9 protein-coding genes are annotated in these 13874 nt (G+C 55.8%); 4 read left to right on the forward strand and 5 right to left on the reverse strand.

The genetic code is table 11. The annotated features are described in order from the left end of the window. Positions 1-144 precede the first annotated feature (144 nt). From HG66A1_RS02340 to HG66A1_RS02355, 4 genes are all read left to right on the forward strand, one after another. Complete coding sequence (locus HG66A1_RS02340; protein ID WP_145180480.1) at positions 145-3204, forward strand: DUF1553 domain-containing protein; 3060 nt, start codon at positions 145-147, stop codon at positions 3202-3204. Between the two features lie 37 nt (positions 3205-3241). Then, positions 3242-4690, forward strand: coding sequence for a DUF1501 domain-containing protein (locus HG66A1_RS02345; RefSeq protein WP_197996950.1), 1449 nt, complete (start codon positions 3242-3244; stop codon positions 4688-4690). Positions 4691-4864: 174 nt separating this feature from the next. Continuing rightward, the gene (locus HG66A1_RS02350; protein ID WP_145180482.1) at positions 4865-6211 is read left to right on the forward strand and encodes an NAD(P)/FAD-dependent oxidoreductase; all 1347 of its coding nucleotides are present in this window, start codon (positions 4865-4867) and stop codon (positions 6209-6211) included. Between the two features lie 92 nt (positions 6212-6303). Beyond that, positions 6304-7602 carry a hypothetical protein gene (locus tag HG66A1_RS02355; protein ID WP_145180484.1) on the forward strand — a complete coding sequence of 433 codons (1299 nt, stop codon included), beginning with the start codon at positions 6304-6306 and terminating at the stop codon, positions 7600-7602. Positions 7603-7610: 8 nt separating this feature from the next. Here HG66A1_RS02355 and HG66A1_RS02360 read toward each other — a convergent pair whose 3' ends face one another. The 5 genes from HG66A1_RS02360 to HG66A1_RS02380 form a co-directional block, all read right to left on the reverse strand. Next, complete coding sequence (locus HG66A1_RS02360) at positions 7611-8975, reverse strand: DUF1501 domain-containing protein (RefSeq protein ID WP_145180486.1); 1365 nt, start codon at positions 8973-8975, stop codon at positions 7611-7613. A gap of 122 nt (positions 8976-9097) precedes the next feature. Further along, positions 9098-10426, reverse strand: a complete 1329-nt coding sequence (locus tag HG66A1_RS02365; RefSeq protein WP_145180488.1) for a metal ABC transporter permease — start codon at positions 10424-10426, stop codon at positions 9098-9100. After that, complete coding sequence (locus HG66A1_RS02370; protein WP_145180490.1) at positions 10426-11928, reverse strand: iron chelate uptake ABC transporter family permease subunit; 1503 nt, start codon at positions 11926-11928, stop codon at positions 10426-10428. The genes HG66A1_RS02365 and HG66A1_RS02370 overlap by 1 nt, the downstream gene beginning before the upstream one ends. Further along, entirely contained in the window at positions 11925-12758 is an 834-nt protein-coding gene (locus HG66A1_RS02375) for a metal ABC transporter ATP-binding protein (protein ID WP_232106740.1), read from the reverse strand. Before HG66A1_RS02375 ends, HG66A1_RS02370 begins: the two co-directional genes overlap by 4 nt. Before the next feature lie 38 nt (positions 12759-12796). Next, positions 12797-13786: a metal ABC transporter solute-binding protein, Zn/Mn family gene (locus HG66A1_RS02380; protein WP_145180492.1), complete on the reverse strand. Its 990-nt coding sequence runs from the start codon at positions 13784-13786 to the stop codon at positions 12797-12799. Positions 13787-13874 lie beyond the last annotated feature (88 nt).

The raw sequence follows: 13874 nt of genomic DNA on the forward strand, positions 1-13874 counted from the left end.
TGTTGACTTCATATATGAAATAGGTTTCAATAGTGAAATATATTAAAGGGGCGAGATTAAGGTGTCAAGCACTTTGGGATCGGTTTAAGATTGAAGTTATCGAATCAACACTCCTTTCGAACGGCAGCAGAAAGCAGCTCTGATATGCACGCAGGCGAGAAAGTATGGGTGGCGCTGACGTTGTTCCTCGGGTTAGCTTTACCGGGACTCAGCAGGGCAGACGATCTCTTTGAAACACCTGAGCGTATGCAGGCGGACTTTGACCGTGTGATCGCTCCGTTGATTGCTGGTCACTGCCTGGACTGTCATGCGGGACTGGATCCCAAAGCGGGGCTGAATCTTTCCCGCCGCGATTTGACTTTCCAGGGAGGCGAAACGGGAGCTGCGGTGAAGGCAGGTAAGCCGGATGAGAGTCTGCTCTGGCAATACATCGAATCGGATGCGATGCCCCCCGAACATCCCCTGTCTGCGGAAGAGAAGCAGTTGTTCCGCCGCTGGATTGCAGCAGGCGCGCCGTGGGGCACAGATCCCATAGATGCCTTCAGTAAGACAACGGAAAAGCGGGCCGGTTACGACTGGTGGTCGCTGCAGGCTCTGCAAAAACCAAAAGTACCCGTTGCGACGGGTGAGCGCGAACACTGGGGCAAGAATCCCATCGATGCCTTCGTCTTGCGGCGGCTGAAAGAGCATGGCCTGCAGCCGCGTGCTGAAGCGGATCGTCGTGCTTTGATTCGTCGGCTGTATTATTCCGTGATTGGTCTGCCTCCGGAACCGGAAGAGGTGGAAGCGTTCGTCGATGATAACTCGGCTGACGCGTATGAGAAGATTATCGATCGCCTGCTGGCATCGCCACATTACGGCGAGCACTGGGCGCGACACTGGCTGGACGTGGTTCGATTTGGTGAAAGCAACGGGTTTGAACGGGATCAGCCACGTGAGAATGCCTGGCATTACCGGAACTGGGTGATTCAGGCTCTGAATAAAGATTTGCCCTACGATCAGTTCGTCAGGCTGCAGTTAGCCGGTGATCTGCTCAAGCCCGACAACCCCGGAGCGGTCAAGGCGACCGGTTTCCTGGTGGCGGGCCCCCATGATGTCGTGATTCCACAAAGCACATTGATGCGGGCAACGATGAAACAGGACGAACTGGAAGATATCGTCGGCGTGACGGCGCAGACATTCCTTGGGTTGACCGTAAACTGTGCCCGCTGTCACGATCATAAATTCGACCCCATCGGTCAGCAGGAGTATTACCAGTTTGCCGCAGCGCTGTCTGGCGTCGTCCATGGAGAGCGGAATCTGCCCGATCCAGCCTATAATCGAGCTCAACAAGCTCTCGCCCAGAAAGAGAAGACACTGAGAGAAGTCCAAGGACAACTCTTCCAACTGGAGACGGTTGCCCGAAAACGTGTACTGGCGAAACGCAATGAAGGGCGGGACACAACGGAAGCATCGCTGGTATCCTCTCCTGTCGCTGCCTGGGATTTTCGCAAAGGGACAGACGATCTGGTGGGAGGTCTCTCGGGGACGTTGCACGGTTCTGCAAAGCAGACGCCTGAGGGACTGGTGCTCGACGGTAACCGTTCCTTTTTGAAAACAGACCCCCTGCCTGAAGTTCTGGGGGAAAAGACGCTGGAAGCCTGGGTGAAACTTTCGGATCTGCAGCAGCGAGGTGGAGGCGTCCTGAGCGTACAGACAACCGATGGTAATATTTTCGATGCGATTGTGTTTGGCGAGCAGCAGCCGGGACACTGGCTGGCGGGGAGCGATCATTTTAATCGCACAAAGTCATTCCAGGGCCCCGAAGAGAAGACCGCTTCAGAAAAAGAGGTGCAGGTTGCCCTGGTGTATGCCGCGGATGGGACTATCACTGCTTATCGTAATGGAGCCGTTTACGGGAGTGGTTACCGCTCCAAAGGTTTGCAGACATTTCCCGCTGGGAAGACAGAAGTCCTCTTCGGTTTACGCCATGGTTCTCCGGGGGGGAATCGACTGCTCAAAGGCGTGGTCAGTCAGGCACGCCTGTATGATCGGGCGTTAACGCAGGAAGAAATTCAGGCTTCTGCCCGCTGGGGAGGCGTCTTCTTTTCTCAAGAAGAACTGCAGGCGACTCTGAATGAAACACAGCGGCAACAATGGCAGGAACTGCGTCGACAGCGTACCGGTCTGCAGGCAGAAATCAAAAAGCTGCAGGCCGTGCAGCCAGTAAAGGTCTATGCCGCTTTGTCCCGCGATCCGGGAGTCTCACACTTGCTCAGGCGAGGAAGTGTGGCGGCACCAGCGGGTGTCGTTCAACCGGGGGGACTGCAGGCGATTGAGGGGCTGGATGGTAATCTGCAACTGGCCGCTGACAGTTCGGATCAGGAACGCCGCCTGAAATTTGCCAACTGGGTGACCGATGCCCGCAATCCGCTGTTTGCACGAGTAATTGTGAATCGGATCTGGCATTATCATTTCGGTCAGGGGTTGGTGAATACACCGAATGATTTCGGCTTCAATGGCGGACGCTGCAGTCATCCCGAACTACTCGACTGGCTGGCGATTCAGTTAAAAGAAAATGGCTGGAGCCTGAAATCGCTGCAGCGTGAGATACTGCTCTCGGCAACGTTTCGTCAGTCCTCAGAGGTTGATTCGCAGGCAATGCAGGTAGATGCCGACAACCGCTGGTTATGGCGGAAAAGTCCGCAACGGATTGAAGCGGAGTCAATTCGTGATTCGATCCTGAAAGTCGCGGGCAAATTGAATCCTGAAGTCGGGGGCCGCGGTTACCAGGACGTCAAATCGTATTTCTTCAAGGGGACCCAGTTCTATGAACCACTGGATCCCGTGGGTGAAGAATTTAATCGCAGGTCGATCTATCGATTTTCTGCACGCGGGGGACGGCATCCGCTGCTGGAAACGTTCGACTGTCCCGATCCTTCTACGACCACTCCCGATCGGGCATCGACAACCACGCCTCTGCAGGCACTGGCATTGATGAATGATTCCTTTGTGTTACGGATGTCGGATCATCTGGCCGCGCGGGTTAAGCAGCGCTCAAGTGACAACACCGGGCAGCAGGTGATTGAACTCTTTGAGTTGGTTTATCAGCGGCCGCCAAGACCGGAAGAAGCAGCGGTGTCACGTGAGTTTGTTTCTCAACATGGTCTGTCCGCCTTATGTCGGGTGCTGCTGAACAGTAACGAATTTTTATATGTGAATTGAAACTGCCATGTCATTTGCAGAGCCACAGCAGAAGAATATGAAATTCTCTCTCGAAAACGAATTATTGTCCCGACGTGATTTCTTTTCCTGGGCCGGGACCGGACTGGCGGGGACCGCACTGATGGATCTGTTACTTCGTCAGCAGTCTGTACGTGGCGCAACACCGAAGCAAGCTACGGTTCCGGTACCGCATTTTTCGCCGCGAGTGAAACGGGTGGTCCATATCTGTCTGATCGGCGGGTTGAGTCATCTGGATTCGTTTGACTATAAACCTTCGCTCAAAAAACTGCATGGCAAGGAAATGCCGACCGACAAGAAGCCCGAGACGTTTTTCGGCAAAGTGGGTCTGTTGCGAAAGAACGATTTTGAGTTTCAACAGCGCGGCGAAAGCGGTCTGTGGATTTCCGAGTTGTTCCCGCACATCGCGGCACAGGCGGATGAATTAACGCTAATCCGCTCGATGAAAGCAGATTCCGCCAATCATACCCCCGCCACATTTCAGGAAAACACCGGGTTTCGACTCAACGGTTTTCCGGTGCTGGGTGCCTGGTTGTCTTATGGACTTGGTTGCGAGACCGATGAACTGCCCTCTTATGTCGTGCTGCCGGATGTCCGCGGCTATCCCGCTGCGGGAACGATTAACTGGTCCAACGGTTTCCTCCCGGCTCAGCACCAGGGGGTTCCATTTCAGAGCGAAGGCCCCGCCATTCGGGATCTGTTTCCTGAACGGCAGATTTCTGAGCAGACCGAACTGGCCAGTCGACAATTGTTGAACCGTTTCAATCAGGCTCACCTCGAACGCGCTGGTGCCAACAGTGACCTGGAAGCCCGGATCCGCAGCCACGTTCTGGCTGCAAAAATGCAGCTGGCCGTACCGCGGGTGACTGATCTTTCAGGGGAGACTGCCGCGACCCGGGGGATGTACGGCTTTGACCGGGAGGAAACCGCTCCCTTTGCCCGCAACTGTCTGCTGGCCCGGCGTCTGCTGGAGCAGGGGGTGCGTTTCGTGCAGCTCTTTTCGGGAGGCCCTTTTGGTTCTCCCCGCATTAACTGGGACGGGCATGAGGATGTAAAGCGGAATCATCTGCGGGAAGCGACCCGTATCGATCAGCCTGTAGCGGGGCTATTGAAGGATTTACGTCAACGGGGGATGCTGGAAGACACGCTGGTACTGTTCTCGACTGAATTTGGCCGGACGCCTTTCACGCAGTCAGCTTCAAACACGGTGGGCACAGGCCGCGATCATAATATGAATGGTTTCTCGGTCTGGATGGCAGGCGGTGGTCTCAAACATGGGATCAGCTATGGAGCCACCGACGAATTCGGTTGGAAATCGGTCGAGAAAGTTGTTCCCTGGCACGATTATCATGCCACCGTGCTGCATCTGCTGGGCATCGATCACACCCGGCTGACCTGGTATCACAACGGGATCGAACGTCGGCTGACCAATGTGCACGGCGAAGTGCTTCATGAAATTCTGGCCTGATTTTCATCTGTTTTTATCGATTCTCTTGCGAACCAGCTGATTTTTTCAGGAACTTATTTTGTGTGCATGGACGGATCGACTAGAATAGCTATAGTGTGTTTTCGTGATCGGCATCGAGGAGGGCGCTTACTTCTGTCTGATTGACATTAACGTCCTGTCTGAATAATTACTGAGATGAATACTATACAAAACCCCGGCAGCAAGGCAGACTCTAAAAGGGTCCTGATTATCGGTGGTGGTTTTGCCGGCTTGAATGCCGCGTTAGAACTGGGAGGCGTTCCCGGCGTCGAAGTGACCCTGGTTGACCGCCATAATTACCATCTGTTTCAACCATTGCTCTACCAGGTCGCCATGGCTGGCCTGAGTCCTGCAGATATCGCGACGCCCATTCGCAGCCTGCTGTCCCGCTATAAGAATACCAGTGTCCTACTGGGAGAAGCCCAGTCAATCGATCTGCCCGGCAAGAAAGTTCAGTTTGATTTTGGCGAACTGGAATACGATTACCTCGTCCTGGCCTGCGGTGCGACACACAGTTATTTTGGTCATAATGAGTGGGAAGTTTACGCTCCAGGCTTAAAGAACATCTCGCAGGCCACTGAGATTCGTAAGCGGGTTCTGTCGGCCTTTGAGCATGCAGAGCGGATTACCGACCCCGATGAGCAGAAGAAATATCTGACGTACGTGATCGTGGGGGGCGGACCAACGGGGGTTGAGCTGGCAGGGGCGATCGGCGAGATGAGCCGATTTACCCTCTCCAAGGATTTCCGTCGCATCAATCCCAGTCATACTCGTGTGATCCTGGTCGAAGCGGGACCACGGATTCTGCCGATGTTCTCCGAAGAACAGGCGAATCGAGCAGCCCGCGACCTTGAGAACCTGGGAGTTCAGCTCTGGACTTCGTCTGTGGTAACTAACATCAACGAAGATGGCGTCGAACTGGGGAGCGAACGAATCCGGGCTGCCACTGTGCTCTGGGCGGCAGGCGTGGAAGCTTCCAAGTTGGGGCAGTCTGAGGGGATGCAGACTGATAACCGGGGCCGCGTGATGGTTGAACCAGACCTGAGTCTGACCAATTATCCCAACGTGTTCGTTGCCGGTGACCAGGCCTGTTATACACACCAGACAGGAAAACCCTTGCCGGGTACCGCACCGGTGGCACTGCAGCAGGGGCGATCCATCGGCAAAAATATCCGTACTGAAATCCAGGGCAAACCCCGCAGTGAGTTCCGTTTCCGCGACAAAGGACAGATGGCGACCATCGGTCGCAGTCGAGCCATTGTCGAGATGGGAAAGTTCAAATTAGCCGGTTTCTTCGCCTGGGTGGTCTGGCTGGTCGTGCATGTTTTCTATCTGACTGGTTTCAAGAACCGGGTGCTGGTCGTTATGCAGTGGGCCTGGTCTTACCTCAGTTTTCGTCGAGGCGCGCGACTGATTGTCGGCAAGGAATGGGATCCGGAGCCGGTGCAGGAGCCGCAGCACGAACACGAAAACGAGGAAGTTCCGGTTTCGTCCGAGCACTAAACTTGTCCTGAAAAAGCCAAAACACTCGTTTTTCGTAGCACGGCGATTTATGCTGAAGGGGATGTTTCATTCCTGATTCAGCTGAGGACGCCATGCCTTACCAGATTGCTCCCTTCCGCTTTGATGTCACTGTGCCGATCGGTCACTCGTTATGCGGAGGCTGGATTCCTGCCGCATCACGCATTGATTCACCGCTGGAAGCGCTGGGTTTTGTGTTGTTGACCGAGCCACAGCCTGTGGTTGTCTGCACGCTGGACTGGACGGGGCTCTGTAACGATGCCCATTTGCAGTTGCGGCAGGTACTGGCAAAAGCCGCCGGCACGACTGCAGACCGCGTGGCGGTGCAGTGCGTGCATCAACACGATGCCCCGTTTGCCTGCCTGGAGACGGACCGGATTGTGCGGGCGCAAGGTGATCTGCCACCCAACATGGATCCACAGTTTTTTCAGACCTGTCTCCAACGGGCGGAGTCTGCGGTAAAGGAGAGTCTGAAATCACCACGTCGCCTGACGCATGTCGCTTCGGCCCAGGCAGAGGTGGAGCAAGTGGCTTCCAACAGGCGGGTGTTAAACGACCAGGGGAAGATCCTGAAGAATCGAAGTGTGGCGGCCAGTAGCGATGATATTCGTGATCTGCCGGCCGGCGTGATCGATCCCTGGTTGAAGACGGTCGCCTTTTATGATGGAAAAGAGAAAGTCGCCGCCTGCTATTACTACGCGGTGCATCCCATCAGTTACTGTTGTACCGAGGGGCATGTAAACAGTGAGTTTGTGGGACAGGCGCGAAAGCTGAAGGCCGAGCACGATGCCCCCGATTGCCTGCACGTTTACTTCACCGGCTGTGCGGGCAATATCAATGCAGGCAAGTATAACAACAGCGATCACCACGAGAATCGGCCGGTGCTGGCGCAACGGATCTTTGCGGCGATGGAGCGGGCGTCCGCACAACTCCGTCCCGAACCGATCAAGCGGCTGCAGTGGACGACCGCTGATTTCCTGCCCCCGGTCAACCGTGCGTTTTCCATCGCTGAGCTGGAGAAACAGATCAATGATCACAGTCGGCGGGTGGTGCATCGGAACCGGCCTGCATTCACACTGGCCTGGTTGCGACGGCATGCCGCTCAGAAGCCGATTACGTTGAGCGGACTACACGTCAACCAGATTTCCATGCTGCACCTGCCGGCCGAGCCGTTCATCGAATATCAGCTGCGAACCCAGATGCTCTACCCCGAACGATTCATGGCGGTGGCTGGCTACGGGGACGGCGGTCCCTGGTATCTGCCGACTGCGGAAGCTTACTTCCAGGGGGGCTATGAAGTCAGCGTGGCTTTCAGCGGCCCGGAAGTGGATCAGCATCTGATGCGGGGTATTAAAGATTTGATGCCGAGTTAGCCGGATACTCAAATCAGCCCGGCAATCGGTTTGCCGTGCGGCAGGATGGGAATCGGTCGTCCCTGATGGTCGACGAGGGAGCGAGAGTAATCGATGCCCAGGTGACGGTAGATCGTGGCCAGCATATCCTGTGGCGTGTGAGGATTATGGGTCGGATATTCGGCCTTGGAGTTGGTGGCACCAACGACCTGTCCCATTTTCAGATTGCCTCCTGAGAAGAGGGCTGTATAAGCCTGGGGCCAGTGGTTGCGTCCCGTCCCTGAGCTGTTGGAAGAGAGTCTGGGAGTACGTCCGAATTCACCGACGGCGACAACCATGATTTTCTTATCCAGGCTGCGTTCGTGGATGTCCTCAATGAGCGTGGCCAGAGCCTGATCCATGTACGGGAGACGGACCTGCATGTATTTCGCGAAATGGCCGGGGCGTCCCGCGTTGAGAATGTGATCGTCCCAGTTCGTGAATTCCTGCCCGGTCTTCGGGGTGTTGAAGAACAGCGAGACGACACCACAGCCGGCTTCCGCCAGGCGACGGGCGAGCAGGCAACCCTGGCCCCACATGTTGCGTCCGTAGCGATCGCGCAGGCTGTCCGATTCACGGTCAATGTCGAACGAACGGGCGGCATCGGGACTGGTCAGCATCTGAAAAGCGAGGTCGCGGAATTTGTCATTGCCGTGCAGGTCTCCTGTGAGATCGAGATCGCTGCGCAGTTGATCGAACTGTTTGAGCAGCTGGCGGCGTTCGAGCAGATGCTTCCCATCCATGCCGGCCTGCAGTTTCAGGGAAGGGGGACGGTAACTGGTTGCAGAAGGCTCGGTCGATTCAAAAGGTCCGTGCTGCAGGCCCAGGTAAGTGGGCTGGACCATGTAGAACTTCGAGGGAATCGAGACATAGGGGGGCGTTCCCGCAGTGGAGAGGCCGCGGACAACACTGGTGACGGAACCGAAGTCGGGGTGTTCGCTTTTTGATTGTGAAGTGGGGTCCAGTTTCGAAGGACGTTTGCCGGTGAGAACGATGATCCCCCCATCGCTGTGGATGCCGACGTCGTGGTGCAGGGAGCGGACAAGCGAGAATTTATCTGCGATCTTAGCCTGTCGCGGAAAGAGCTCGCAGAGATCCATTCCCGGAACATTCGTGGAGATCGGATTAAAGAGGGAGCGGTAATCCGAAGGGGCGTCGGGTTTGAGGTCGTAGGTTTCCAGTTGCGAGGGACCGCCATGCAGGAAGAGCAGGATGACGGATGTTTCCGGTCGGATCGGGGCGGCTTCACTGCGGAGAGACAGCAGTTGCGGGAGTGATAGCCCGCTCAGCGCGAGTGAGCCGATGCGCATAAACTCGCGTCGGTTCACCGGTCCACTGCAGTAATTGCCCGTCATTTGATTTTATCCCGCTCTGGAGCACCCGATGACGCACTCGGGTGGAACTTTGAAATATCAATGAATGATTATATGTGTGCGGCTTGGAAAATGCCAGAGGAACCTGTCGGGGAGGACCTGAATCAGGGAGCGTGCTCTTCGGGAGGGATCGGACGGCCGTGGGGATCCTGGTCAGTATCGAGGGTATCGGCGTTGAGGCGGTCGCGGAGTTCCCGGTCGGTGAAATGCTCGAGCTGTTCGGCCTGGCGGTGAATCGTTTCCGTCGACATGCCGGCGTGTTCGACGAGGTAGTGTTCCCAGAGTCGATGCGAGCGGACGAGCTGCCGAGCCCGGTCGCGACCGGTATCGGTCAGGGTGTAGGTTCCGTTGGCGTGTACGAGCTGGCTGTGCCGCACGAGGTAGCCGAGTGTCAGGCTGGTGGGCAACGGTCGGGAAAAGAGGATGTCTCGCAGGTAGAGGGCATCGGGCCTGAGTTCAGGATCCCGTTCTTCGATGCGGTACATCAGGGCGACGATGTCATCCGCGAGAATCTGCCAGGCCAGAAACTGGCGTCTCAGGAAGACGATGACCACGCCATGTCGAGGGCCGAACAGGGCGGCGATGATAAACAGTAGACCTGCGGCGACCGCCATCATGCCGGCTGTCGAAGTACTCTGAAAACCAAACCAGTAGGGGACGGTAATGGCACTGATGTGCCCGATGATGGCGGAGAGCATCGCCAGCAGTACACTGAGGACCAGCATGACTCCCAGTCGATCGGTGAGCATATAAGCGGCCGCAGGGGGTACCACGAACATGGCGACGACCAGAATATTGCCGACTGCTTCAAAGCTGGCGACCGCGGTGATCGCGACCAGAGTCATCAGCGCGTAATGAATGAACGTTGCATTGAAGCCTGTGGTCGTAGCCAGGGCCGGGTCGAAAGAACTGAGCTTGAGCTCTTTGAGAAACAGGATGACAAACAGCAGGTTGATCAGCAGTACGATGGAGAGGACAAAGACCACGCGGGGGATTTCCCAGCCGGCGACCAGGACGGTGTCGGCGGGAGTGAGTTCGATCGCTCCATAAAGGACGCAACCCGGATCGAGATCCACACGATCGGCTGCCTGGACAATCATCACCAGCCCCAGGGCAAACAGGGAGGTGAAGACGACGCCCATCGAGGCACCTTCATCCACTTTTCCAAAGCCGCGAATCCACTCCGTGAACAGCGCAGTCAAAATGCCGGCAATAACAGCACCGACAAACATGGGCAGGCTGCTGCGGGAGTCACTGATTAAGAAGGCTGCGGCCAGACCCGGCAAGATGGCGTGCGTGATCGCATCGCCGAGCATGCTCATTTTACGGAGCACAAGAAAGTTACCCAGCAGGGCCGTTGCGGCAGCACACAACATGCCCGCGACGATGATCCAGCCATCCAGTGCCCAGCTCCATTGTGCGAGTCCGCCCATCAGGTGGTCCTCCTGAAAGTGGGGGTACTCAGTGATTGAGGCAGATCTATATCATGCGGACTCTGCAGAATCCCTTCCGTCGACTGGCGGACCAGCAGGGATTCCAGTTCAGCGATCACTTCCGGTTCGAGAACGTGCTCAATCGCGTCGGCATCCTGATCGACTTTACTGGAAGCGACGTCTGCGTAGGTAATCAGGTAGAGTTCCCAGAGGCGATGCTCGTGCACAACACGGGCGGCTTCTTTCAATCCAGAGAGTGTCAGTTGCACGCGATTGTCTGAGAGTAACGTCACCAGACGTTCGTCCTGGGCACTGCGAATGATTTTCTTGAGGGCAGGCAGGGACCAACTCCGCAGCTGCTCCAGGGCAGAGAGTGAGACCGGTGGTGCACTGTCAGTCACCCCGATCGGGAGTTGCTGATGTGCTTCGAGGTATTCATAAAGGCCGCGCAACAGGTGCTGGCGATTGACCTTGGTATTCAGTTCATAACGACGGTACTTGCGAACCAGGATCCCACGGGGAACGCCAAAAATCATACTGAACAGGAACATGGCGGTCGCGACGAGAACGATCATTGCCCCGGAGGGGAGATTGGGGAAAATCGCACTCATGCCCGAACCAATCATCCCGCTCAAAGCTCCCAGCACCACCGCGACCACTGTCAGCCAGAACATTTTTTCTGTCCAGAAACGTGCGGCTGCAGGGGGAATTACGAGCAGAGAGATCATCAGGATCAGACCCACCGCCTGCAGACCGATGATTGTCACGATCACAACCAGTCCCATGAGGAGTGTGTCGAGCAGCACTACCGGAAAGCCTCGCGAATCGGCGAAGCCTTCATCGAAACACAGCAGTGTCAGTTCCTTATACAGCAGTAAGGCCACGAGTACACAAGTCAGACCCGCACCGCCGATCAACCAGGCATCGCTGGCGATCATGGAAGCGGTTTTTCCATAGATGAATGATTCAAGGCCGGCGGCGTGCCCGGTCTGCATCTGCTGTACGATATTGAGCAGCGCGATTCCCGCGCCGAAGAAGACGCTGAGTACGATGCCGAGGGCCGCATCTTCCTTGAGTCGGGTCAGGTTGCGAATCATCAGGATACCAGCAATTCCAAAGAGACCACTGATGGCTGCTCCGGTTAACAGAAGAGGCAGCGACTTACCATTGAGCCCCAGGGTGCTGCCGATGATGAAGGCGATCGCGATGCCGGGAAGTGTCGCATGGCTGAGGGCGTCACCCATCAGGGCGCGTTTGCGAAGCAGGGCGAAGCTGCCGATCATGCCAGCGGACATTCCCAGGAGCGTCGTACCCAGGATGACAACCCGGGTGTTATAGTCCTGCATGAAGAAGACGCGTCGCCAGTCTTCCCAGGCAGGCCATTCAATACTGCGATCGGTGATGGACCGCTGTGTCTGAATGGACTTGCCTTCGGCAGCCAGGAGAACCTGGCCGGGACTCAGCAGGAGCAGCAGAATCAGCATCCGCGCGCTGAGATTCATAGCGACTGCTCCCTGCGGCGCATCGTTTCGGTGGCTTCTTCCAGCAGAGTGAGACGGCCGCCATAAGTTTTCTGCAGGTTCTCCGGAGTGAAGACCTGCTCGGTCGGACCGTGATCGATGACACGCATGTTGAGCAGAATGACGTAGTCAAAATACTCGGGGACGGTCTGCAGGTCGTGATGAATCACGAGGGCCGTTTTGCCGGCCTGTTTCATTTCCTGCAGGATTTTTACAATGGCTTTTTCGGTGGCGGCATCGACGGCGGCGAACGGTTCGTCCATCAAATACAGATCGGCATCCTGAACCAGCGCACGGGCGAGGAAGGTCCGCTGCTGCTGTCCGCCGGAGAGTTGGCTGATCTGTCGCCGGGCATAGTCTGCGATCCCCACGCGTTCGAGGGCATCCAGTGCGCGTTCGCGATGTTTCTTGCGGACAGGCAGGCACCAGCCGATCTCGCTGTAGAGTCCCATCGTGACAACATCGAGAGCATCGACGGGAAAATCCCAGTCAACGCTTTCCCGCTGAGGCACGTAGCCCACGCGGTGCCGGTTTTTCTGATATGGTTTACCGAAGATGTTGACGCGGCCCGAGGCTCTGGGAATCAGTTCCATGATGGCTTTGATGAGCGTACTTTTGCCTGCTCCGTTCGGACCAATGATTCCGACCAGTTTCCCCGGCGGAATATCGAAGCTGACATCCCAGATCACAGGTTTCCGGTGATACGCGACCGTCAGGTCATACACGGAGAGGGGGATCTCAGCAGGTGACAAATCGGTCTGCGTGATCGGACTCTGGTTTTCGGTTGAATTCGTCGAACTGGATTGATTCATGTTGGCTCTGAAGAAAAGTAGAGACTGAGCTGTGTTTCTCAGGGAGTGAGTTTGTCCTGCATGCCTTTTTCCGGGGCAGTGCCTCCCAGCGCCCGGGCCACGATGGTGATGTTGTGGTCGAGCATACCGAGATACGTTCCTTCGTATGTTCCCGGTTCACCCATGGCATCTGAGAACAGTTCTCCTCCGATTTCGATCTGATGCCCCTGCGCGCGGGATCCTTCAATCAGAGCGGTAATATTCTTTTTAGAGACACTGCTTTCCACGAAGACCGCTTTGATTTTTTTCTTCACCAGCAGATCGACGAGTTCGTTAATCCGTTTCAGACCAGCTTCTGATTCGGTGGAGATGCCCTGTACGCCTTGAACATCGAGTCCATAAGCTCGGCCGAAATAATTGAAAGCATCATGAGAGGTGATCAATGTGCGGCTGTCTTCCGGGATTGATTTCAATGTTTCCAGGCCGTACTTGTGCAGTTGCTCCAGTTTCTGTTTATAGGAAGCAGCATTCTTCTCATAGACATCCGCGTGTTGCGGGTCGTATTGGGAGAGGGCGTCTTTAACGGCGTCAACACATTGAGACCAGGCAGAGACATCCATCCAGACATGGGGGTCGTAGTGGCCGTTAAAATCATCCGGTTCCAGAAGCGTTTTTTCGTTGATCAGTTCGGTCACCGCATAGACCGGTTTATTGCGCGAGACCTTGATCAGGGTGTCGGTCATTTTGCCTTCGAGCATCAGACCGGAATAGAAGACAACATCTGCGTTCATAATCGCCACCACATCATCGCGACTTGCTTTATGCATGTGGGGGTCGACGCCGGTACCCATGATCTGTTTCACGTCGACATATTCCTGTCCCACATTTTTAACAAGATCGGCGACCATCCCTACGGTTGCTGCGACAGGGATCGGGTACTGGATATTGGCTCCGGATTCCTTGTTTTTAGTCTGGGGCGTCGAATTATCCTGCGACTGACAGCCGACCAGGCCGATTAACACCAGGGTGAAAGCGAAGAGCTTTCTCATGATAAAGTATGCTCCGGTAAGGGTTTAGTGCGTGCGGAGTGCTTAAATGTAGCCAAGGCTACATTTTTATGATTTTATAGCAGGTACC

This window comes from Gimesia chilikensis, assembly GCF_007744075.1.
GTDB lineage: Bacteria > Planctomycetota > Planctomycetia > Planctomycetales > Planctomycetaceae > Gimesia > Gimesia chilikensis_A.

Coding starts and splice junctions, on each gene's coding strand:
- HG66A1_RS02340 (WP_145180480.1), top strand. CDS start 145: ATGCACGCAGGCGAGAAAGTATGGGTGGCGCTGACGTTGTTCCTCGGG.
- HG66A1_RS02345 (WP_197996950.1), top strand. CDS start 3,242: ATGAAATTCTCTCTCGAAAACGAATTATTGTCCCGACGTGATTTCTTT.
- HG66A1_RS02350 (WP_145180482.1), top strand. CDS start 4,865: ATGAATACTATACAAAACCCCGGCAGCAAGGCAGACTCTAAAAGGGTC.
- HG66A1_RS02355 (WP_145180484.1), top strand. CDS start 6,304: ATGCCTTACCAGATTGCTCCCTTCCGCTTTGATGTCACTGTGCCGATC.
- HG66A1_RS02360 (WP_145180486.1), bottom strand. CDS start 8,975: ATGACGGGCAATTACTGCAGTGGACCGGTGAACCGACGCGAGTTTATG.
- HG66A1_RS02365 (WP_145180488.1), bottom strand. CDS start 10,426: ATGGGCGGACTCGCACAATGGAGCTGGGCACTGGATGGCTGGATCATC.
- HG66A1_RS02370 (WP_145180490.1), bottom strand. CDS start 11,928: ATGAATCTCAGCGCGCGGATGCTGATTCTGCTGCTCCTGCTGAGTCCC.
- HG66A1_RS02375 (WP_232106740.1), bottom strand. CDS start 12,758: ATGAATCAATCCAGTTCGACGAATTCAACCGAAAACCAGAGTCCGATC.
- HG66A1_RS02380 (WP_145180492.1), bottom strand. CDS start 13,786: ATGAGAAAGCTCTTCGCTTTCACCCTGGTGTTAATCGGCCTGGTCGGC.